This window comes from Rhizobacter sp. (genome assembly GCF_032229685.1).
In the GTDB taxonomy this organism is placed as follows: Bacteria; Pseudomonadota; Gammaproteobacteria; order Burkholderiales; family Burkholderiaceae_C; genus LMDS01.
Window position 1 is genome coordinate 63,494 of sequence record NZ_JAVTWP010000020.1, and the last position, 21,357, is coordinate 84,850.

The 21,357-nt window shown below is 69.9% G+C and carries 22 protein-coding genes; 8 read left to right on the forward strand and 14 right to left on the reverse strand.

Going from position 1 to position 21,357, the window contains the following annotated elements; translation table 11 throughout:
- Position 1: 1 nt before the first annotated feature.
- Positions 2–1,075, reverse strand: coding sequence for a lipocalin-like domain-containing protein (locus AC30PD_RS08625; RefSeq protein ID WP_489535243.1), 1,074 nt, complete (start codon positions 1,073–1,075; stop codon positions 2–4).
- Between the two features lie 40 nt (positions 1,076–1,115).
- Between AC30PD_RS08625 and AC30PD_RS08630 the strand changes: the two genes are divergently transcribed.
- Positions 1,116–1,358, forward strand: a complete 243-nt coding sequence (locus AC30PD_RS08630) for a DUF2805 domain-containing protein (RefSeq protein WP_489535244.1) — start codon at positions 1,116–1,118, stop codon at positions 1,356–1,358.
- A 116-nt stretch (positions 1,359–1,474) separates the two neighbouring features.
- On the forward strand, positions 1,475–2,140 hold the full coding sequence (locus AC30PD_RS08635) for a hypothetical protein (RefSeq protein ID WP_489535245.1): 666 nt from the start codon (positions 1,475–1,477) through the stop codon (positions 2,138–2,140).
- Between the two features lie 38 nt (positions 2,141–2,178).
- Here the strand turns inward: AC30PD_RS08635 and AC30PD_RS08640 are convergent, their stop codons facing one another.
- Positions 2,179–2,529: a DUF1304 domain-containing protein gene (locus tag AC30PD_RS08640; protein WP_489535246.1), complete on the reverse strand. Its 351-nt coding sequence runs from the start codon at positions 2,527–2,529 to the stop codon at positions 2,179–2,181.
- A gap of 86 nt (positions 2,530–2,615) precedes the next feature.
- Between AC30PD_RS08640 and AC30PD_RS08645 the strand changes: the two genes are divergently transcribed.
- Positions 2,616–3,284: a TetR/AcrR family transcriptional regulator gene (locus AC30PD_RS08645; RefSeq protein WP_489535247.1), complete on the forward strand. Its 669-nt coding sequence runs from the start codon at positions 2,616–2,618 to the stop codon at positions 3,282–3,284.
- A gap of 75 nt (positions 3,285–3,359) precedes the next feature.
- On the forward strand, positions 3,360–3,998 hold the full coding sequence (locus tag AC30PD_RS08650) for an SH3 domain-containing protein (RefSeq protein ID WP_489535248.1): 639 nt from the start codon (positions 3,360–3,362) through the stop codon (positions 3,996–3,998).
- Positions 3,999–4,017: 19 nt separating this feature from the next.
- Here the strand turns inward: AC30PD_RS08650 and AC30PD_RS08655 are convergent, their stop codons facing one another.
- Genes AC30PD_RS08655 through mutL form a run of 9 tightly spaced genes read right to left on the reverse strand, consistent with a single transcriptional unit; the run spans position 4,018 to position 14,405 of the window.
- Positions 4,018–4,626: an HD domain-containing protein gene (locus tag AC30PD_RS08655; protein ID WP_489535249.1), complete on the reverse strand. Its 609-nt coding sequence runs from the start codon at positions 4,624–4,626 to the stop codon at positions 4,018–4,020.
- Positions 4,623–7,136 (reverse strand): FtsX-like permease family protein, encoded by a 2,514-nt coding sequence (locus AC30PD_RS08660; protein ID WP_489535250.1) that lies wholly within the window; start codon positions 7,134–7,136, stop codon positions 4,623–4,625. The genes AC30PD_RS08655 and AC30PD_RS08660 overlap by 4 nt, the downstream gene beginning before the upstream one ends.
- Positions 7,133–7,792, reverse strand: coding sequence for an ABC transporter ATP-binding protein (locus AC30PD_RS08665; RefSeq protein WP_489535433.1), 660 nt, complete (start codon positions 7,790–7,792; stop codon positions 7,133–7,135). Before AC30PD_RS08665 ends, AC30PD_RS08660 begins: the two co-directional genes overlap by 4 nt.
- 16 nt (positions 7,793–7,808) lie before the next feature.
- The gene (gene miaA / locus AC30PD_RS08670) at positions 7,809–8,780 is read right to left on the reverse strand and encodes a tRNA (adenosine(37)-N6)-dimethylallyltransferase MiaA (protein ID WP_489535251.1); all 972 of its coding nucleotides are present in this window, start codon (positions 8,778–8,780) and stop codon (positions 7,809–7,811) included.
- Positions 8,781–8,782: 2 nt separating this feature from the next.
- Complete coding sequence (locus tag AC30PD_RS08675) at positions 8,783–9,997, reverse strand: multidrug effflux MFS transporter (RefSeq protein ID WP_489535252.1); 1,215 nt, start codon at positions 9,995–9,997, stop codon at positions 8,783–8,785.
- A 17-nt stretch (positions 9,998–10,014) separates the two neighbouring features.
- Positions 10,015–10,521 (reverse strand): TspO/MBR family protein, encoded by a 507-nt coding sequence (locus AC30PD_RS08680; protein ID WP_489535253.1) that lies wholly within the window; start codon positions 10,519–10,521, stop codon positions 10,015–10,017.
- Entirely contained in the window at positions 10,518–11,651 is a 1,134-nt protein-coding gene (locus tag AC30PD_RS08685) for a pseudouridine synthase (protein ID WP_489535254.1), read from the reverse strand. Before AC30PD_RS08685 ends, AC30PD_RS08680 begins: the two co-directional genes overlap by 4 nt.
- A gap of 44 nt (positions 11,652–11,695) precedes the next feature.
- A complete protein-coding gene (locus AC30PD_RS08690; RefSeq protein ID WP_489535255.1) occupies positions 11,696–12,559 on the reverse strand; it encodes an alpha/beta hydrolase in 864 nt (287 codons plus the stop codon).
- A 31-nt stretch (positions 12,560–12,590) separates the two neighbouring features.
- Positions 12,591–14,405 carry a DNA mismatch repair endonuclease MutL gene (mutL, locus tag AC30PD_RS08695; protein ID WP_489535256.1) on the reverse strand — a complete coding sequence of 605 codons (1,815 nt, stop codon included), beginning with the start codon at positions 14,403–14,405 and terminating at the stop codon, positions 12,591–12,593.
- A 130-nt stretch (positions 14,406–14,535) separates the two neighbouring features.
- Between mutL and AC30PD_RS08700 the strand changes: the two genes are divergently transcribed.
- The 4 genes from AC30PD_RS08700 to AC30PD_RS08715 all read left to right on the forward strand — a co-directional run bounded on the left by AC30PD_RS08700 (position 14,536) and on the right by AC30PD_RS08715 (position 18,235).
- Positions 14,536–15,846, forward strand: a complete 1,311-nt coding sequence (locus AC30PD_RS08700) for an HD-GYP domain-containing protein (protein ID WP_489535257.1) — start codon at positions 14,536–14,538, stop codon at positions 15,844–15,846.
- 62 nt (positions 15,847–15,908) lie between these two features.
- Positions 15,909–16,553 carry a DedA family protein gene (locus AC30PD_RS08705; RefSeq protein ID WP_489535258.1) on the forward strand — a complete coding sequence of 215 codons (645 nt, stop codon included), beginning with the start codon at positions 15,909–15,911 and terminating at the stop codon, positions 16,551–16,553.
- A 55-nt stretch (positions 16,554–16,608) separates the two neighbouring features.
- Positions 16,609–17,052, forward strand: a complete 444-nt coding sequence (locus AC30PD_RS08710) for a DUF4864 domain-containing protein (RefSeq protein WP_489535259.1) — start codon at positions 16,609–16,611, stop codon at positions 17,050–17,052.
- Positions 17,053–17,065: 13 nt separating this feature from the next.
- Positions 17,066–18,235: an epoxide hydrolase family protein gene (locus AC30PD_RS08715; protein WP_489535260.1), complete on the forward strand. Its 1,170-nt coding sequence runs from the start codon at positions 17,066–17,068 to the stop codon at positions 18,233–18,235.
- A gap of 13 nt (positions 18,236–18,248) precedes the next feature.
- Here the strand turns inward: AC30PD_RS08715 and AC30PD_RS08720 are convergent, their stop codons facing one another.
- From AC30PD_RS08720 to AC30PD_RS08730, 3 genes are read right to left on the reverse strand one after another with little or no spacing between them, the layout of a single operon-like run.
- Positions 18,249–19,547 (reverse strand): YncE family protein, encoded by a 1,299-nt coding sequence (locus tag AC30PD_RS08720; RefSeq protein ID WP_489535261.1) that lies wholly within the window; start codon positions 19,545–19,547, stop codon positions 18,249–18,251.
- 56 nt (positions 19,548–19,603) lie between these two features.
- Complete coding sequence (locus AC30PD_RS08725; RefSeq protein WP_489535262.1) at positions 19,604–20,404, reverse strand: creatininase family protein; 801 nt, start codon at positions 20,402–20,404, stop codon at positions 19,604–19,606.
- Positions 20,404–21,345 (reverse strand): alpha/beta hydrolase, encoded by a 942-nt coding sequence (locus AC30PD_RS08730; protein ID WP_489535263.1) that lies wholly within the window; start codon positions 21,343–21,345, stop codon positions 20,404–20,406. Before AC30PD_RS08730 ends, AC30PD_RS08725 begins: the two co-directional genes overlap by 1 nt.
- Positions 21,346–21,357: the final 12 nt, after the last annotated feature.

The following is a 21,357-nucleotide window of genomic DNA, read 5'->3' on the forward strand; positions in this document are numbered from 1 at the left end:
TTCATAGCTGCAACCTGGCCGCGTAGCCCGTCATCTCTAGGTAACCGCGGCCCACGCGCTGGCCGCTGGCGCCGAGCAGGTCGCTCAAGCCTTCCCAGTAGATCGCGCCGGTGCTGCCGCGGCTGTCGAGTTCCTGGTTGTCGAGCAGGGCTTTCACGTTGAACACGCCGGCGGGCGTGTCGATGCGCCAATCGACCGGGTAGTTCGCCTTCGAGCTCGGGCTGGCCCACACACGGCCGGGAATGAAGCGCACTTCGTCAGCGCCGAAGTTGCGCGGCGATTGCCCCGGCGCACGAAAGCTGCCACCCGCGTACAGGCTCGTTCCGTCGGCGCGTCGCACCCGAAAGGCGGTGAGCGCGCTGCCGTCGGCGAGGTTCATGCCGACCCAGTCCCAGCCCACGGCGGCCGGGTCGAGCAGCGTGTCGCTCCATTCGTGGTCGAGCCAGGCCCGGCCCTGCACGGCGAGCGGCTTGCCGTCGAGCGTGAGCGTGCCCTGCACGGCGAGCTGCGGCTCGCTGTAGTAGCGGCTCGTCTGCGCAGCCCCCGGCCCCTTTTGCGACAAGCCGTTCACCCCTTGCACCAGCAGCGGCTGGGTGGCGTCGAACTGCAGGTCGAAAACAAAACCGGCGCTGTCGCTGCGAATCGAAGCGCGGTAGCGGCTGCTGTCCGGTGCGCCCGATTCGCGGGCGAGCCGCCAGTCGCGCAGCAGCACCTGCGTGTTGCCGACGGCCGCATCAGCCGTGCCGAAACCGGCACGCGCAATGCGCTGGTCGTGGCGCAGCCGCTTCTGCTCCAGGTCGGTCAACGCGGCGTGTGCGAACACGAGTTCGGTGGCGGCGAAGCGGCTCGTGCTTCCGGCGGCCAGGCCGGTGGCCGAGCGGAAGAACGTGACCTGGAACCCCCACAGCCGCGCGCCGGCTTCGAGCGAGCCGGTCAGGTACCACCATTCCGTGCGCGACTCGGGGTGCGCGCCGAAGTCGTGCGGCCAGCGCAGCGCGGCGGGCGAGGGCGCTGCGTTCAGCCGCAGCGCGGCCGCGCAGGCGGCGGCAGAGAAGAGCCAGTCACGTCGTTGCATGCGCAGAGCATCGCACAGCGATCGCACACAATCGCTCCCCATGGCCAAGCCCGTTCCCCGTTTGAGTGCCGCCGAAGTCGCCAGCGTGATCAAGACCGCCTGGGACGACCGCCCGCCGTTCAACGCCGTGTTGATGAACCACGGCCTGACCGAAGGCCAGCTGGTGCAGTTGCTCAAGCGTGAACTCACGCCGACCGCGTACAAGCTGTGGGCTGCGCGCAGCCGCGGCCACGCACCGGCCGCGAACCGATCGCGCCGCGGCCCGCCGAAGGCGCCCCGCTGATTTATTCCTCGGTGTTTGTCCTTGCCCCTTCCGGCAAGGGGGCTTGGTAGTCTGCGAGCGCTTCGACATTTGGCAGACTGCCGCGTCGTCACCGATCACAACCCGAGGAGAAACCCATGCGTCAATCGATCATCTGGCCGCTGGCCGCCTGCGCCACCGCCGTGTCCCTGCTCGCTGCCTGCGGCAGCATGTCCGGCGGCAAGACCGGCATGAGCTTCTTCGTCACCAGCGCCGGGCCGGGCAAGGGCGCCGACCTGGGCGGCCTCGCGGGTGCCGACAAGCAGTGCCAGACGCTCGCCGCGGCGGCCGGTGCCGGCAACCGCACCTGGCGCGCCTACCTGAGCCAGCAGCCCACCGCCAACGTGCCCGGCATCAACGCCCGCGACCGCATCGGCAAGGGCCCGTGGCAAAACGCCAAGGGCGTGGTCGTGGCGACCGACGTGGCGCAACTGCACGGGGCCAACAACCTGAACAAGATGACCGCGCTGACCGAGACCGGCGCCGGCGTCAACGGCCGTGGCGACACGCCGAACATGCACGACGTGCTGACCGGCTCGCAGCCCGACGGCACGTTCATCGCCGGCAACGTGAACTCGACCTGCGGCAACTGGACGCAGAGCGGCGAAGGCTCGGCGATGGTCGGCCACCACGACAAGACCGGGCTCGACGAAAGCGTGCCCGCCAAGTCGTGGAACTCGTCGCACATGACGCGCGGCTGCGGCGCCGACGCGCTCAAGGCGACCGGCGGCGCTGGCCTGTACTACTGCTTCGCGGCCGACTGATCGCGGCGGGCGGCACGGCCCATGCCGGGCCGTGCCCTTCAGGGCAGCAGAACCGCGGCCATCGCCACAACGGCGGGAACGGCCTGCACGAACAGGATCTTGCGGTTCACGGTCAGTGCGCCGAACACGCCGGCGACGATCACGCAGCCCAGGAAGAACAGCTTCAGCGGCTGGCCCGCCGCACCCTGGCTCAGACCCCAGACCAGGCCCGCGACCAGAAAGCCGTTGTACAGACCCTGGTTCATCGCGAGGCCTTTCGACGCGGTGGCGAATTCCTGTGTCAGACCGAAGACGCGGCGGCCGGTGGGTTTGTCCCAGAGCAGCATCTCGAGCACCATGAAATAGGCGTGCAGGGCGGCGACCAGGCCCACCAGAACATTCGCAAGCATCTTCGGCTCCTTCAGCCGGGCCGTCGGCCCGGGCATTGATTTAAAAACATTTGTGTTTTCTGTGTGTATGGTAATGTTTTCAAACCATGCACGCAAGCCGCCACCAACCAGCTGCGCCCGCCAGGCTGCCACGCGGCCGCCACCCGCTCACGCAGGCCGCGGTGGCCGGCTCGCAGCGCTTGCGCCTGCTCGACGCGGTGGCACGGGTCGCCGCCGACAAGGGTTATGGCGCCGCCACGGTGGCCGACGTGATCTTGCTCGCGGGCGTGTCGCGCCGCACCTTCTACGAACACTTTCCCGGTCTCGAAGACTGCTTTCTCGCGGCCTACGAAGACGGCATGCGCAGCCTGTTCGCGGCGATCCGCAGCGCACTCGCCGGTGTGCCGCGCGACGAACTGGCGCTGCGCACCCGCGTCGCGATCGACGCCTACCTCGGCGCGATGGCGAGCGTGCCGGCGGCCGCCTGGTCGTTCACGGTCGAGGTGCTCGGCGCCGGCCGCCGCGCGCTCGACCGGCGCGACTGGGTCATGGCGCAATGGGTCGAACAGTGGCGCGCTTTCCACCAGCGCCGCCGGCAACTCGAACCCGGTCTGGGCGAGGTCAGCGACGCGCAGTTGCTGGCGCTGGTCGGAGGCATGGAAGAACTGGTGCGTGACCAGTTGCGGCGCCACGGTGCGCAGAGCCTGCCGCAGATCGGCGTGGCGCTGCGTGACTTCGCCGTCAGCGCGCTCGTTGCGCCGCCGCTGCGCGGCTGAGGCCTGTGCCCCCGTGGCGTGGCGTTGTGTCGCCCGGTGCATTGGCGCTATGCTGGCCGCCACCAGGAGGTCGCCATGACAAGAAAACCCGTGCTCCGGATGCTGGCCGCGCTGTGCCTGGCGCTGCCGCTGGTCGCCACCGCCGAACAGGCGCGTACCAAGGCGTGGGTCAACGTGCGCGCCGGCCCGGCCGGCAACTACCCCACCGTGATGCGCTTGCCACCCGGTACCTACGTGCAGGTCTACGGCTGCACCAGCGGCTACCGCTGGTGCGACCTGGTCGCCTCCGACGGGCAACGTGGCTGGGCGCCGGCGGGCAGTCTCTACTACCCCTACCAGGATCGCTGGGTACCGGTGTCGAACTACTACGGCCCCGGGTTCGGCATTCCGATCACGCCGTTCGTGATGGTCGACTACTGGGGCGCGCACTACCGCCACCGCCCCTGGTACGGGCACCGCCAGTATTGGGGGCCGGGTTATGGCCACGGGCCGAACTACGCGCCCGGCTATGGGCCCGGGTACGGGCCGGGCTACGGCCACCCGCCGGTCTACGTGCCGGCGCCCCACGTTCCGCGTCCCGGTTACGTGCCCGGCCCGGCCCACGTGCCCCGGCCACCGCACTCGGGCGCCGGTCTGCCGAGGCCGCCCGCCCCGCCGGGCTTGCCGCGCCCGCCCAGACCACCCGGTTTGCCGGGCCTGCCGGGTCTGCCCTGAACAGCAGAAGCCGCTCCGTTCAGACCGGCGGCTGCAGCGCGGCGAGTTCTTGCTGCAGGTTCAGCCGTGCGGCGCTCTCCCAGGTCGCATGCACCACGGCCGTGCGATAGATGCTGTCGCGTTCCAGAAAGCTGCGCAACACACGCGTGCGGCCTGCGCGGTAGGCCGCCGCGTCGACCCAGCCGTACTCGGCCCGCACCGCGTCGGCGTAGGCCGCGTAGTGCGCTGCGCTCTGGCCGAGCACCGACAGGTCGAGATCGAGAAACAGCCAGGCGTCGGTGTCTGAAAGCTCGGCCTCATGCCGATGGGTCGCGAGCACGAGTTCGGCGACACGGCGCACGCTGGCAGCCGGCCAGCCCAGAGCGGCCAACTCGAGTTGCGCGAGCGCTGCCGAGCGCTGTTCGTTGTCTTGCCGGCGCGTGTCGTAGACCGCGTCGTGGAACCAGATCGCCGCGTCGATCAGTGCCGGTTCGCGCGCCAGCGTGCGGTGGCGCGCGAACCAGCGCTGCAGCGCTTCGATGTGCGCGAGCGAGTGGTAGCGCCGGTGCGGCTCGCCGTAGCAAGCGCGCAGCTTGCCGAGCAGCGCTTCGGGCAGGCTGAGGTCGCCGGGGCTCGCCATCGTGTTCACCAGTCTTCCTTCACTGCCAGCGCCATCTGCCGGCCCGCGGCGCTGCGTGCGGCCAGCCAGGCGGTGAGTGTGCCGGCCAGCATGACGGCGGCGCACAGCGACAACAGGCGCCCCCACGGCAACAGCAACTCCATGGTCCAGTGAAAACTCTGCGGGTTCACGACCTTGACCAGCACGACGCTGACTGCCAACCCCAGCAACAGGCCGAGCAGGGCGCCTGCGGCGGTCCACACGGCGCCTTCGACGGCGACCACGCCGAGCACCTGCCTGCGCGTCAGGCCTAGGTGCGCGAGCAGCCCGAATTCCTTGCGCCGCGCCAGCACCTGCGCCGAAAAACTCGCGGCAATGCCGAACAGGCCGATCGCGATCGCCACCGCCTGCAGCCAGTAGGTCACGGCGAAGCTGCGGTCGAAGATGCGCAGCGACACCCGGCGGATCTCGCTGGCCGAAGCGAATTCGAGCAGGGAACCGTCGATGCCGAGGTCGGTGGCGAGTTGGCGCAACGACCGCTGCACGGCCGACGCGTTGCTGCCCTCGGCCAGCCACAGTGCCATGTCGTTGACACGCTCGTCGCCGGTCAGGCGCCGGTAGTCATCGGCCGGCAGCACCAGCGCGCCGTGCTGGCGGGCGTAGTCGCGCCAGACGCCGCGCACGTAGAACGTGGTCGGCCCGGCCTTCGGCAAGGGCAGCGTAAGGTGCGTGCCGGGCGCGGCGCCGTACAGGCTCGCCATCGCTTCGCTGACGAACACGGCGGTCTCGCCGGCCGGCAGCGCCACCAGTTCGCCGACCAGCGGCAACGCGCGCGCCGGGTCGGGCAGGGCACGCGCGATCACCGCCACGGCCGGCCGCGCGGGGTCGAACTGCACTTGCGAGACACGCTGTGACTCGACCCGCGCCACACCGGGCAGGGTGGCTGCACGGCGCAGCAGTTCGGGTGGCAGCGTTGCCACGTCGCCGGCACTGACCGAAGCCGCCGCGCGCACGTACAGGTCGGCCGGCAACACGGTGCCGAGCCACTGCGTTACCGAGTCGCGAAAGCTCGCGACCATCACGGTGAGTGCGACCGCCAGGCTCAGGCTCGCCACCACGCCGGCGACCGCGATGGTCGCGGTGTGGCGCTGGTGGCGCGCGCGCTCCACCGCCAGCAGCGCGAGTGCGTGCGTCGGCGGTGCCACGCGTGCCAGCAACAGGCCGACGCCGGCCGGCACGCAGGCGATGCCGCCGAGCAGCAGGCAGGCCACCGAGGCATAGGCGGCCAGTGGAATCTCGAAGACCGGCGGCAGCAGCGCGAGCAACACACCGGCCAACAACAGTGCGGGGCCGAACCAGGCCGGGCCGGCGTGGCCGCTGCGTGTCCCCAGGCCTTTCAAGGCTTGCGCCGGCGCGAGCTGTTGCGCCGCGCGCGCCGGCAGCCAGCCGCCGATGGCGGCCGCGGCGATGCCGAGCAGGCCGTAGATCGAGGCCGAAACGATGTCGAACTGCAGGCTCGGCGCCACACCCGGAAAATATCCGCCGCCGAGGTCACCGGCCAGCAGGCGCAGCGCGAGCGCGGCCAGTGCCGTGCCGAGCGCCAGGCCGAGCGCACTGCCCACCGCGCCGAGGATCGCCGACTCGGCCAGCACCAGCGCCAGCCGCTCGCGCCCGCTCAGGCCGAGCACGCCGAGCAAGGCCAGCTGCGGCTGGCGCTTGGCGACCGAGAGCGAGAGGATCGAGAACACCAGGAACGCGCCGGTGAACAAGGCGACGAGTGCCAGCACCGTCAAGTTCACGCGGTAGGCGCGCGACACGTTCGACACACGCTGCGCCGCTTCATCGGGTGCCGCAGCGCGGATGCCGGCCGGCAGCGCGAGTTCACGCAGCACTTTGGCGCGGTCGGCGCCGGGCGCCAGCCGCACGTCGATGCGGCTCAGGCGGCCGAGCCAGCCGAAGTTGCCTTGCGCGCCGGCGATGTCCATGACCGCGAGCGGTGCGCCGTTGGCGAGCACGCTGCCGGCGCGCTTCAGCGTGGTGATGCCGGTGCTGTTCTGCACGCGCAACCCGGCGGCGGCGCCCAGGCGCTGTTGTGCCGTGGCGTTCAGGAACACCGCGCCGGGGTCGAGCATCGCCAGGCGTTCGGCATTCGCATCAGGCCTCGGCATCAACGCGGGCGCGATGCCGGCCACCACGAGCGCGTCGATGCCGAGCACTTTCAAGGCGACGCGATCACCCGCCGCGTCGAAGCCGTAGGTGTCGACCTCGACCACCGGGCTCGCGATCGCCACCTGCGGGTGGCGCGCCACGCGTTCGTACAAGGCCTCGTCGAAGCCGCTGCGCTGGCCGCGCAATTCGAAGTCGGGTTCGCCGTTGACGGCGCGCACGGCCGAGCTGAATTCGCTCAGCGCCGACTGGTTGATCAGTTGCACCGAAAACGCCAAGGCCACGCCGAGCGTGACCGCCAGCAGCGCCGCCAGGTGGCGCCAAGGGTGGTGGCGCAGCTCTGGCCACGACAGCCGGAGCAGCAACGAGCTCATGTGGCCGGCGCGCCGTCTTGCATGCCGTGGGCCGTCAGCGTCAGCACCCGGTCGGCCCGCGCGGCCGCGGTCTTCGAGTGCGTGACCAGCACGCAGGCCGCGCCCTGTTCGCGCACCTGCGCCGAGAGCAGGTCCATCACGCGCTCGGCGGTCACCGGGTCGAGGTTGCCGGTGGGTTCGTCGGCCAGGATCAAGGCCGGGCGGTGCACCATGGCGCGGGCGATCGCCACGCGCTGCAACTGCCCGCCCGAGAGTGTTTCGGGCAGGCGCTCGCCCAGGCCACCGAGACCGACCGCGTCGAGCAAGGCTTCGACACGCGCCGGGTCGGGCCGGCGCTGCAGCAGCAAGGGCAGGCCCACGTTGTGTGCCACGCTCAGGTGCGGCAAGACGTGAAAGGCCTGGAACACGAAGCCGAGGTGCTGGCGCCGGAACAGCGCCTGCGCGGCTTCGGGCAGGGTCGTGATGTTCGTGCCGGCGATCTGCACCCGGCCGGCGTCGACCGTGTCGAGCCCGGCGATGCAGTTCAACAGCGTCGACTTGCCCACGCCCGACTCGCCGAGGATCGCGACGAATTCGCCGGTCGCGACGTTCAGGTCGACCCCCGAAAACACCGCGGCCTCGCCATAACGTTTGGCGAGCGCGTGGACCTGCAGCAGGCTCAAGCGGCGCGCCTCATGCCGCTGCGGGCGCGAGCTGGCGCGCGAGTGCCACGGCCTGCGCGGTGGCATCGAGGGCGTCGCAGGCCACGGTGTGGCGCCAGGCCATGCCGCGCAGCCAGGTCAGCTGGCGCTTGGCGAGCTGGCGCGTGGCGGCGCTGCCGGTTTCCTGCACCACCGCGCGCAGGTGTTCGCCGTGTTCGTACTCGTGTTCCAGCGCTTCCCACGACTGGCGGTAGCCGACACAGCGCATCGACGGCATGTCGGCGTGCAGGTCGCCGCGCTCGCCGAGCGCGCGCACCTCGTCGAGCAGGCCGGCGTCGAGCATCGACGCAAAACGCTGTTCGATGCGCCGGTGGAGCCAGGCGCGGTCGGTGGGCTCGAGCGAGATCAGCGGTGGCATGGCCCGCGCCGGCTTGTCGCTGTGGAACGAAGAGATCGGCTGGCCGCTGACGCGAAAGACTTCGAGCGCTCGCTGGATGCGTTGCTGGTCGGCCGGTTTCAGGCGCGCGGCGGTGACCGGGTCGACCCGTTGCAGCTCGCGGTACAAGGCGTGCAAACCGTCGCGTTCGAGCTGCTCGGCCAACGCGGCGCGCACGCCGCGGTCGGCCGCCGGCATCGCGTCGAGGCCTTCGAACAGGGCCTTGAAATACAGCATCGTGCCGCCCACGAGCAGGGGCAGCTTGCCGCGCGCGGTGATCTCGCTGATCAGCCGCTGCGCATCGCCGACGAAACGTGCTGCCGAATACGCCTCGAAGGGTTCGATCACGTCGATCAGGTGGTGCGGAACGAGCGCACGTTCTTCGGCTGTGGGCTTGGCGGTGCCGATGTCCATGCCGCGGTAGACGAGCGCCGAGTCGACGCTGACGATCTCGACCGGGCGTTCGTTCGCCAGCGCCTGCGCGATCGCGAGCGCGGCGCCGGTCTTGCCCGAAGCGGTGGGGCCGGCCAGGCACAGGCAGTGGAGGGTGGGTGTCTGCTGATTCATGGTCAGGCTTTGGCAGCCAGCACGCCGGGGCGCACCGAAGGCTCGCCATCACGCTGCACGAGCGTCCAGGCGACCACGGCGAGCACGATGGTGAAGAAGCCGACGCCGAGCGTCAGCGGGAACACGGTGCCGTTGATGCTGCGGCCGAGCACGATGCCGGCGCAGAAGGCCGTGAGCATCATCAGAAAGCCCGACATCGACGCGGCCGTGCCGGCCTTGTCGGGAAACGGGCCGACCGCACCGGCCTGCCCGCAAGGCTGGTTCACGCCGTGGCCGATCGCGAACAGCACCATCGGCGGCACGATGGCCCACACCGACTGCACACCGGCGAGGCTCAGGGCGGCCATGCCCACGCCGCCGGCGAGCGAGAACAGCGCCGAGCGTTTGACCGCACCGCGCAGGCCATGGCGCAGCAGCAGGCGACGGCACAGCACCGTGCCGACGATGTAGGCCAGCGAGTTGACGGCGAGCACCGCGCCGCAGGCCACGCGCGACAGGCCGAGCACGTCGATGAACACGAACGACGAACTCGCCAGGATCGTGAAGAGGGCGCCGTAGGTGCAGCACAGCAGTGCCGTCCAGGCGCGAAAGCTCGGGTCGCGCAGCACGATGCGCCAGTTGTTCAGCAGCGGCAGCAGTTGGGTGGCGCGAGGGTCGCGTTGCAGCAGCGTCTCTTCGAAGCGCCAGCCGATGAAGGCCAGCGTGACGGCACCGAACAGCGCGGTGGCGAGCAACGCTGCATGCCAGCTCAGCCACTGCACCAGCAGCCCGCCGAGGGCCGGGCTGAGCAAAGCGACCACGCCCAGGCCGCCGAGCGCGCGCGACATCACACGCGCCCCTTCGTGCGGCTGGAACAGGTCGCGCACCATCGAGCGGCCACAGGTCACGGCCGCCGCCATCGCGGCGCCTTGCACACCACGCCACGCGACCAGCGTGTCGATCTGCTGCGCCAGCGCGCCCATCACGCTGGCCACGCAGTACAGCGCCATGCCACCCAGCAACACCGGGCGCCGGCCGAAGCGGTCGGACAGCGGCCCGCACACCAGCTGGGCCAGGCCGAAGCAGATGATCAGGACCGACAGCGTCATCTGCGTGGCGCCGGCCGTGGCGCCGAGCTCGCGCTGCATCGTCGGCAACGCCGGCAGGTACAGGTCGGTCGTGACCGGTTGCAGGCCGAGCAGCAGGGTGATCGTCAATACGACGACCGTCGGGGTCATCGACTTGCGCACATCGCTCACAACACGCCGGGGTTCAGGCGCCACATCGCCAGCGTGAGCGCCGACGCGAAGCCGACCCACAACAGATAAGGCAGCATCAGCCAGCCGCACAGCGGCCGCACGCGCGAGAAGCTGCGCAAGGTGAGCGCCACCAGCCCGAGCAGCAACAGCACTTCGGCGAAAGCCACGGCGCCCCAGTGCCAGTGAAAGAACAGCCAGGTCCAGAGCGCGTTGGCCAGCAACTGCACGCCGTAGAGCCACAGTGCCGGGCGCGCCGCCGCCGTGCCGACTTGCCGCACCACCAGCCAGGCCGCGGCACACATCATCAGGTAGAGCACCGTCCAGACCGGGCCGAACACGGTGGGTGGTGGCGACCACGACGGCTGGTTCAGGCTGGCATAGAACGTCTTCGCATCGATCGAAGCAAACGCGCCGATGGCCGCGGTGGCAAAGGTGGCGAGCAGCAGCCAGGCGAGCGCCGCCCATTGCGGGTCGCGCCTAGAAGGTGAGGGCGCGGCGTTCAAACGAAGCTCTCGTCGAGGCGCAGGTAGCGCCAGCAACCCGGTGGCAGGTCGCCCAGCATCACCTTGCCGATGCGCACGCGCTTGAGGCCCAGCACCTGCATGCCGACCGCTTCGCACATGCGGCGGATCTGGCGCTTCTTGCCTTGCCGCAACACGAAGCGCAACTGGTCGTCGTTGAGCCATTCCACGTGGGCCGGTCGCAGCGCTTCGCCGTCGAGTTCGAGGCCGTGGCGCAGCAGCGCCAGTGAAGCCTCGGGCAGGCGTTTGCCGTTCGCGGTGGCCACGCGCACGAGGTATTCCTTCTCGACCTCGGTGTCTTCGCCGATCAGCTGCTTGGCGACGCGCCCGTCTTGCGTGAGCACGAGCAGGCCCACGGAGTCGATGTCGAGCCGGCCGGCCGGCACCAGGCTGCGCAGGTGTTCGCGCAGGAAGCGTGTGCCGGAGCGGTCTTCGCGCCACTGGTTCGCCGCTGTCACCAGCACCACGGCGGGCTCGTAGCCGTCTTCGGCCTGGCCGCTGACGTAGCCGACCGGTTTGTTGACGAGCACCGTGACCCGCTGCGCCTGCTGGTGGCGGGCCTTGGCATCGACGGTGATGCGCTGCCCCGGCACGACGCGCGAGCCGAGTTCTTTCACGATCTGGTCGTCGACGCGCACCAGGCCGGCCGCGATCCATTCGTCGGCTTCGCGGCGCGAGGCGATGCCGAGTTCGCTCATGCGCTTGGACAGGCGCATGCTGCCGGGCGCGTGTTCGGTGGGTTCGCGGTCCTGGCGTTCGTCGCGGTTGTCTTGATGTTGACGCTGCGGCGGTGCCGCGGGACGCTGCTGGCGGGGTTCGGCGCGCGGTGCCTGCGGGCGGGGTGCCTGCGGGCGCGGCGGGCGGTCCTGGCGCGGTGCGGGCCGAGCGCTCTGCGGCTCGTCACGGCGCGTGAACCCGGCTGGCGGCCGATCACCGAAACGCTGGCGCAACTGCTCCTGGTAGCGCGCTTCGCGCTCGGCGCGCTGCGCCTGTGCTTCGGCCAGCGTGGGGCGTTTGTTGACGCCGGCGCCGATGCCTCGCACCGGGGCGCGTGGCGGCGACAGGCCGCCGCTGGCGGGGGCTGGGGGGTTCTTGAGCTTCAGGGTGGCCATGTGAGTTCTCGCGGATGGCCCCGATTGGAGCACGCGCGCGCGGCTCAGGTGCCCAGACCGAAGAGCGCGCGCAAGGCTTCCCGGTATTGCGGCTGGCCGACGCCATTGGTGCTGTAGTGCGTGCCGCCCTGCACCAGCTCGAAACGTTTGGGCGCCACGGCACGATCGAACAGCGCGCGGCCGAGTTCGGGCGGGATCAGCGTGTCGGCGTCGCCATGCACCACCAGCACCGGCAGCGTCAGGCGTTCGATCTTGCGCGCCGAGTCGAAACGCTGCGTGATCAGCGGCGTGATCGGCAGCCAGCCCCACTTCATGGTCTCGAACACGTCGGGGATCGACGTGAAGGTGCCTTCGAGGATCAGGCCCTTGGCGCTGTTCCCGTCCTTCAGATCGCTGGCCAGCTGCACCGCGATCGCGCCACCGAGCGAGTGGCCGAAGATGTAGCGCGGCTGCCGGCCGTGGTGCCGCTCGAGCCAGGCCCAGGCGGCGAGGGCGTCTTCGGCGACGCTGGCTTCCGACGGCAGGCCCGCACTGCTGCGGCCGAAACCGCGGTAGTCGATCGCCAGCACCGAAAAGCCCAGCTCGTTCATCTGGCGGATGCGGAAAGCGCTGCTCGACACATTGCGCCGCGCGCCGTGCAGGTACAGCAGCACGGGGGCGCCCGGGTCGGCGTGCGACAGCCAGAGCGCATGCAGCTTCACTTGGTCGTTGTCACTGGGGGCGGTGTACTCGATCCACACGTCGTCCATGCCGTCGGTGTTGCCGGTGCGTTGCGACGCGCCGGCGGTCTGCGGCTGGAAGATCCACTTGCGCTGCTGTTCGTCGAAGCTGGCACAACCGACCGTCACGGCGCCGGTGAAGAGCAGGGCAGCGGCGAGCCAGAACGCGCGGATCAGGTTTTTGGGCATCGGCAAATGAGCGGCGAGGTGGCGGAAAAGTTCAACGCCCGCGCCAGAACAGCGCGTCGAGTTCTTTCAGCGTGATCTGGCGCCAGGTCGGCCGGCCGTGGTTGCACTGGTCGGCCCGGTCGGTCGCTTCCATGTCGCGCAGCAGCGCGTTCATCTCTTCGAGCGTGAGTTGCCGATTGGCGCGCACCGCGCCGTGGCAGGCCATGGTCGAGAGGATCTGGTGTTGCGCACGCTGGATCAGCGTGCTCGCCTCGAATTGCGCCAGCTCGGCCAGCACGCTGCGCGCGAGCTCGACCACGTCGCCACCGGCCAGCGCTGCCGGGCGCGATCGCACCGCGAGCACGCTGGCCGAGAGCGGCGCCACGTCGAGGCCCAGCGCGAGCAGGTTGTCGGCCTGGGCTTCGGCCGTGGCGATCTCTTGCGCGGTGGCGGCGAAGGTGGCCGGGATCAGCAGCGGCTGGCTGTCGATCGCGGCCGAGCCCAGGCTCGCTTTGAGCCGTTCGTAGACGATGCGCTCGTGGGCGGCGTGCATGTCGACGATCACCAGGCCCTGGTCGTTCTCGGCCAGCACGAACACGCCGGCGATCTGCGCGATGGCGCGGCCGAGCGGCCAGCTGTGGGCATCGGCATCGAAAGCTGCCGCCTTCAAGGCCGGTACTGGCGCCACCGTCCAGCTGGCGGGTTGTTCCTGCACACCGATTGGCGCGGCCAGCGGTTGAGCGTAGAGCAGGGCCGGCTGCTGCAGGCCCAGCGGCGCCTGGCGCGCGGCGCCGAAGCGGCCCGCCGCGCTGTCCGACCAGGCACCCGGCGAGGGGCCGACCACAGTCGCGCTCGCGCCGGCCTGCGGCACCGCGAGCGTGCTCTCCACCGCCCGCCGCACCGCCTGGTGCACTTCGCGTGAATCGCGGAAGCGCACCTCGATCTTGGTCGGGTGCACGTTCACGTCGACCCGGTCGGGCGCGATCTCGATGAACAGCACGTAGGCCGGCTGGCGCCCGCCGTGCAGCACGTCTTCGTAGGCCGAGCGCGCGCCGTGGGCGATGAGCTTGTCGCGCACATGGCGGCCATTCACGAACACGTACTGCTGGTCGGCGCGGGTGCGCGCCGCTTCGGGCGTGCCGGCGCGGCCGCTCACGCGCAGCACGCCGAGGTCGAGCGTCAGTTCGCGGCTCTGGGCCATGAACTCGGTGCCCAGCACGTCGCCGATGCGTTGCACGGCGCTGGCCTTGCGCCACTGCTGCACCAGCTTGCCTTCGTGCCAGACGGCGAAGCCCACTTCGGGCCGCGTGAGCGCATGGCGGCGCACCGCTTCGATGCAGTGCGCGAGTTCGGTGCTTTCGGTCTTCAGGAACTTGCGCCGCGCCGGCGTACTGAAGAACAGCTCGCGCACTTCGACGCTGGTGCCCACGCCGCGCGCCGAGGGCGCCAGCTCGCCCGAGCGTGCGTCGAGGCGCTGCGCGTGCGGCGCGTCGGGCGTGCGGCTGGCGATCGTGACCTCGGCGATCGAGCTGATCGCGGCCAGCGCCTCGCCACGGAAACCCATCGTCGCCACACCTTCGAGTTCGGGCAGCGAGGCGATCTTGCTGGTGGCGTGGCGGCGCAAGGCCAGCGCCAGTTCGGGCGCGGGAATGCCGTGGCCGTCGTCTTCGACCACGATGGCGCGGATGCCGCCACCCACGAGCTTGACCGCGATCTCGGTGGCGCCGGCGTCGAGCGCGTTGTCGACCAGTTCACGCACCACCGAGGCCGGGCGTTCGACCACTTCGCCAGCGGCGATCTGGCTGATCAGCTCGTCGGGCAACTCGCGGATCGGGCGGCGCGGGGGCGCTTGCAACAAGGCGTTCATCGGCCCATTGTAGAAAGGGCCCCAAAGGGCGTTGTGATGTCACGCGAGCGGCCATTCTGAAAGGGCGCCGGGTGGCGCCAGCGGGCGCGGATCGGTTAGCTTCAGGCTCCGCTCAACCTGCTCGTTCCGAATGCCCCCGACGCCCGCTTCTGACGATTCCGCCGACGCCGAGAGCCCGGCCTTCCTGCACGCGATCGCCGAACTGGCACAGCGCCGGCCCTTGTCGACGGCGCGCGCCGTTCACAACCTGCGCGGCGAGAAGTTGCTCGACGCCGGCGTGAGCCTCGACCCGGCCAGCGTCGCCACCTTGCTCGAGCAGCCGCTGGCGGTGCGTCTCGACGAGTGTGTCGCCACCGAAGCGCCGATCGACGCGGCGGGTTTGCGCAAGGCGGCTGCCGATGCGATCCGCAGCCTGCCCTTCTTCGCTGCGATGGCGGCCGACGCCGGCGCGCGCGACGCCTTGCTCGACGCCGTGGCGGCGATTCCGTTGCCGGCGCCGGTGGCGTTCCAGCTCACGCTGGCGCGCGAAACCAGCTTCGAGCAGTTCGACCACGGCGTGCTGATGGCCTTGTTGTGTGCCCACCTGGTGCGCGAGAGCGGCGGCTCGGCGGCCGACATGAGCGCTGCCGCGGCGGCTGGCCTGCTGCACGACCTGGGCATGCTGCACATCGACCCCGCCCTGCTGCAGGCCGGGCACCGCCTGAGCAGCAGCGAGCGCCGGCCGCTCTACGTGCACCCGATCACCTCGGCGATGCTCGTGAACCGCTTCGATGTCTATCCCGAGCAGGTCACGCGTGCGATCGTCGAACACCACGAGCAACTCGACGGCTCGGGCTACCCGCGCGGGCTGGCCGGCGCCGCCATCAGCCCGCTGGGGCGGGTGCTGTCGCTGGCCGAAGTGGTGACCGCCATGTTCGACGGCAAGCGCCAGTACCCCGAGCAGCGTGTGTCGCTGATGCTGCGCATCAGCCCGCGCCGCTTCGATGCGGCGTGCGTGGCGGCGGTGCAGCGTTTGCTCGCCACCTTGCCGGCGCCGGTCGACGAACCCGGCCCGGGCGTGGCCGAATCGGTGCAACGGCTGCAACTGCTCGCCGGCCTGCTGGCCGAATGGCACGACGCGCTCGACCAGACCACCCCCGACCTCGACGACGCGAGCCGCGGTGTGCTGCGGTCTTTTGCCGAACAGGCCGAGGCCCTGCAGAGCATGCTCTTCGATGCCGGCATCACCGCCGAGCAACTCGGCATGCTGACCAGCGGCGCCGAAAACGACCCAGCCTTGCGTGTGGAGCTCTGGGCACTGGCGCAGGAACTGCAATGGAACCTGATCGCCAGCGCGCACCAGTTGCAGCGCCGCTGGGAAGGCTTCGAGGCCGACCAGCCCATCCCGGAAGCGCTGGCCGCCTGGGGCGACACCGTCTGGGCGCTCGACACGCTGGCCTGATCCCACCCGCGGCCAGCGGGTTTGCGCGGGCGAGGCGCAGTGCGCACCGATAATCGCGCCGCATGGAATTCGTTCACTTCATTCTCGACTTCATCCTGCGCGTCGACGTGCACCTCGCCACGTTCGTGCAGACCTACGGCGCCTGGGTCTACGCGCTGCTGTTCCTGATCATCTTCGTCGAGACCGGCGTGGTGGTCATGCCCTTCCTGCCGGGTGATTCGCTGCTCTTCGTCGTCGGTGCGCTGTGCGGTGCCGGCCTGATGAACCTGCCGCTGGCGATGGCCCTGCTCACGGTGGCCGCGATCCTCGGCGACCAGTGCAACTACAGCATCGGCCGCTACTTCGGGCCGAAGGTGTTCCAGTGGGAGAGCTCACGTTTCTTCAACAAGGACGCCTTCAACCAGGCGCACGCCTTCTACGAGAAGTACGGGGGCATCACGATCATCGCGGCGCGTTTCTTCCCCTTTCTGCGCACCTTCGTGCCCTTCGTCGGCGGCGTGGCCGAGATGACCCGCAGCCGCTTCACGTTCTACAACATCGTCGGCGCGAGCCTGTGGGTGGGTGGCGTCACGCTGGCCGGCTACGTGTTCGGCAACATTCCGTGGGTCAAGGTCAATCTCGACAAGATCATCTGGGGCGCGATCATCCTGCCCGGCGTGCTGGTGATGTTCGGCGCCTGGCGGGCGCGCCGCAAAGCAGCCGCCTGAGCGCCGAATCGCCCGCGGCTGCAGAATGCACGGGTCGACGAACAAGGGGGCGCTCATGTTCAAACGCTGGATCGATCGGTGGCTCTGGGTGCTGGCCGCGTGCGCGGCCTTGCTGGCCGGTACGGCGCAGGCCGACAGCGTCAGCGCAAGCGACAGCCGAGCCGTGCGCGCGGTGGTGCAGGCCCAGCTGAAGGCGTTGGCCGACAACCAGGCCGAGCAGGCCTTCTCGTACGCTGCCCCGGCCATCCGCCAGCAGTTCGGCGACGCCGATCTCTTCATGGCCATGGTGCGGCAGAGCTACGCGATGCTGATTAGCCCTCGCTCGGTGAGCTACTTCCGCCCCGAAGGCGCGGGCGGCGTGGTCACGCAGGCGGTGCAGTTCCGCGATGCCGAAGGGCGCCTGTGGCGCGCTGTCTACGAGCTGCAGCGCCAGAGCGACAAGCGTTGGCGCATCAGCGGCTGCGCCGTGGTGCCGGACGACGAATCGTCGACCACCTGACAGGCCGGCCCGCATGCCGCATGCCGCCTTCTCGCCGTTCACGTTGCACGTGGCCGACCGGGTGCTCGACGATCTGCGCGCGCGCCTGGCACAGACACGCTGGCCCGACGAACCGGGCGGCGAGCCGCCGTGGCGCACCGGCACCAGCGTGGGCTACATGCAAGCGCTGGTCGAACACTGGCGCACCGGTTTCGACTGGCGCGCCCGCGAAGCCGAGCTGAACCGCTTTGCGCAGTACACGGTGCCGCTGGCGGGCATCGACGTTCACTTCATTCACGAGCAGGGGCGGGGGCCGGCGCCGCTGCCCCTGCTGCTGTCGCACGGCTGGCCCGGCTCGGTGTTCGAGTTTCGGCGGCTCATCCCGATGCTGACCGACCCGGCCGCGTTCGGTGCCGACCCGGCCGATGCTTTCAGCGTGGTGGCGCCCTCGTTGCCGGGCTACACGCTGTCGTTCCGGCCTGGCCAGCCGCGCTTCGGCGTCGAAGAGATCGCCGACGTCTTCAAGGAGTTGATGACCGGCGTTCTGGGCTATTCGCGCTTTGGCGCACAGGGTGGCGACTGGGGTTCGTTCATCACCTCGCGGCTCGGCTATCGGTATGCCGAGCACCTCGTCGGCATCCATCTCAACTTGCTGGCATTGCGTCGTGACCCGGCTCTGCTGCAGAACCCGAACGAAGAAGAACGCCGATTCCTCGGCGAGCTGAACCAGTTCCTGAAAGACGAAACCGGCTACCAGTGGATCCAGGGCACCCGGCCGCAGACACTCGCCTTCGGCCTCACCGATTCACCGGCCGGCCTCGCGGCATGGATCGTCGAGAAATTCCGCAGCTGGAGCGACTGCGACGGCGACCCGGCCAACGCGATCTCGCGCGACGACATGCTGGCCAACATCACGCTCTACTGGGCCACGGGCGCCATCGGTTCGTCGTTCTGGCCCTACCACGCGCGCCTGAACCGGCCGTGGCCTGTGCCGCCGGGCGCCACGGTCGACGTGCCGACGGGCTACGCCGAGTTCCCGCGCGAGATCCTGAGGCCGCCGCGTTCGGCGGCCGAACGCATGTACAGCGACATCCGGCGCTGGACAGTGCAGGCCCGCGGCGGCCATTTCGCCGCGATGGAGCAGCCCGAAGCGCTGGCGCACGAGATTCGCGAGTTCTTCCGGCCGCTGCGCGCGCAGGCGTGAAGCCTGCCTTGGTTCAGCGCAGGTTGCCCGTGTGCCCCAGCGAATAGCGCCCGGGCTGCGGCCACACCGTCAGCCCGTGCGGCTCGCGGCCGACCTTGACCTTGTCGACGGCGCCGGTCTCGGTGTCGAAGCGGTAGACCACGTTGTCGTAGCGCCCCGAGAGCCACAGGTACTTGCCGTCGGCGCTCACGTTGCCCATGTCGGGGCTGCCGCCGCCTTCGATCGGCCAGGTCTTCAGCACCTTCGCGGTGGCGAAGTCGATCACCGAGACGCTGCCCGGCCCGCCTGGCTTGCCGTGGATCAGGTTGCTGCCGCGGTTGGCCACGTACAGGCTCTTGCCGTCGCGGCTTGGGTACAGGCCGTGCGCGCCGACGCCGGTGGCGATGAAGCCGGTCTGTTTGAGGGTCTCGCCGTCGACCACGTGCACGCCGTCGGCCATCATGTCGGCCACGTAATAGGTCTTGCCGTCGGGTGAAGCGCGCACGTCTTGCGGCATGCCGGGCGTGGTGCAGATCTCGGCGCCGAGCTGGCTCGGGTCGGGCACCTTCTTCGGCTTCTTGCCGGGTTTGGCGATCAGCGCCAGCGCGTCGGGGCGGTTGAAGTACTGGCTCAACTTGAGCGTGCCCAGCACCTTGCGGTTGACGAGGTCGATCTTGGTGATCGAGCCGTTGAATTCGCAGGTGAAGAAGGCGATGCGGCCGTCGATCGAGAAGTCGGCGTGGTTGATGCCGGCGCACTCGGGGGTCGCGATCGAATACTTCATCTCCATCGTGCGCGGGTCGCGGAAGTCGAGCCGTTTGTAGGCTTCGGCCACCACGATCGCGTATTGGCCGTCGGGCGACCAGTACATGTTGTACGGGTCGTCGACCATCACCTGCGCGCCGGGCTTGCCGGTGAGCGGGTCGACCGGCGTCAGGCTGCCGTCGGTGCGGCCTTCGGCGTTGTTGGCGACCCAGAGTGTCTTCAGGTCCCACGACGGCACCACGTGCTGCGGGTTGATGCCGACCGGGAAGGTCTTCACCACCTTGAGCGTGGCCGGGTCGATCACCGACACCGTGTTGGCGCTGCGGTTCGGCACGTACACGCGCTCGAGCGCACCGGCGACATTCGGGCTCAGGCGGCCGGCGACGGTTTCGCTGTAGAGGTTCTTCGCGTCGGGCACCGGCGGCATGCCGGGCACGGTGTTCACGGTGGCGGGCTTGGCTGCCACGGGCGCACTGGCGGCAGGCGTCGTTTGCGCGGTCGCCCACCAGGCGAGTGTGGCGCTGCCGGCGAGCACGGTCAGGGCGGCAATGGTTCGGGTCTTGCTCAAGGGCTGTCTCGTGGTTCTTCGTTGGACTTCGAATTATCGAAGCAAAGCAGCAGGCTTCAATGACGTGGCGCAAGCGCGAGCCGGATTGCTGCAACCGTGTGTGACACGATCAATTCCAGGCCAACCTGCCCGAGCGCGGCACTGGCGCTGCGCGGGTCGCCGGTCACCCCGAGCGCCGGGCCTTCGCGCGCCGCGAGTGCGAACTGATCGGCTCGCACGCCGGCCGGGTCGGCGGCCATCTGCAGTGCGGTGTCGGCGGCACCGGCATGCACGCCGATCTGTGCTTCGGCGAGGCCCTTGGCTTGAAGTGACTTGACGTAAGCCGTCTGCGTGACGCGGTAGTACTCGTCGATGAAGTGGGCGCGGGCAGGCGTGGCGGCCCAGTCCTGGTTGAGCTTTGCCGCCACCGCTTTCAGCAGGTTCTGGTAACCGCCGTGGTCGCCGATCAGCACCACGTCGGTGAAGCCATGCTGCTTGAAGCCGCGGGCGCTCGCATCGAGCAGGCTCTTGAACGTGGCATCGGGGATCGAGATCGTGCCGGTGAAGCGCATGTGCGAGCTCGGCGGCGTGATGTTGCCTTCGGGCACGTAGGCCACCACCGGTGCCACCACCGCGTTGCCCAGGCTTTCGGCAATGCGCCCGGCCAGCAGCTTCACGCGTGCGTTGTGTTTGCCGAGCACGAGGTGCGGACCGCTCTGTTCGGTGCCGCCGACCGGGATGATCACGGTCGTCTTGCCGGCACGCTGCGCGTCGCGCAGCTCGGTCCAGGTGAGCTCTTCGAGAAAGACCGAAGGCGCCGCGGCAAGGCTCGCTCCGGCCCACGCCATCAGCCCGCAGACGAACAAGGCCTTGCGCATCAGGCCGCCAGCGCCCGCCGCAGCGTTGCCGCGCACATCGTCACCGCCGTGTTCGCTTCGTCGAGCACCTTGCCCATCGTGATGAAGCCGTGGATCTGGCGCTCGAAGCAGACGTAGCTGGCCCGGTTGCCACCCGCGGTGAGCGCTTCGGCGTAGGCCGCGCCTTCGTCACGCAGCGGGTCGTAGCCGGCGGTGAGCACGAGCGCCGGCGGCAGCTTCGACAGATCGGTGTGCAGCAGCGGTGAGCTCTGCCAATCGGCGTAGTGCGACCGGTCGGCGATGTAGTGGCCGCTGAAGTAGTCCATGGTGTCGCGCGTCAGCAGGTAGCCTTCGCCGTTCGTGGTGTGCGACGGTGCCGTGCGGTGCTGGTCGGTGGCGGGGTAGATCAGCAGCTGGAACCGGATCGGCAGGTCACCGCTGTCACGCGCCGCGATCGACACCACGGCGGCGAGGTTGCCGCCCGCGCTGTCGCCACCCACCGCCAGGCGCGAGGCGTCGAGCTTCAGTTCGGCGGCATTCGCGTGCACCCAACGCGTGGCGGCGATCGCGTCGTTCACCGCCGCCGGGAAGCGGTGCTCCGGGCTCAGCCGGTAGTCGACCGCAACGACCGCGCAGCCGGCTTCGTTGGAGAGCGCGCGGCACAGGCTGTCGTGCGTGTCGAGGTCGCCGATCACCCAGCCGCCGCCGTGGTAGTACACGAGCACCGGCAACGAAGCGTCGGCAGGCGAACCCAGCGGCCGGTACAGGCGCAGCGGGATGGGGCCGGCCGGGCCCGCCGCCTGCAGGTCGCGCACCAGCGCCACTTCGGGCGGGGCGGGCTGCGTGACGCTGCGCCGGTCGCGGTAGTAGGCCCGCGCGTCGGCCACGCTCAGCGTGTGCGTGGGCGGGATCTTCTTCTGTTCGATCAGGTCGAGCAGGGCGCGGGTCTGGGGGTGCAGCATGAGGTCTCCTCC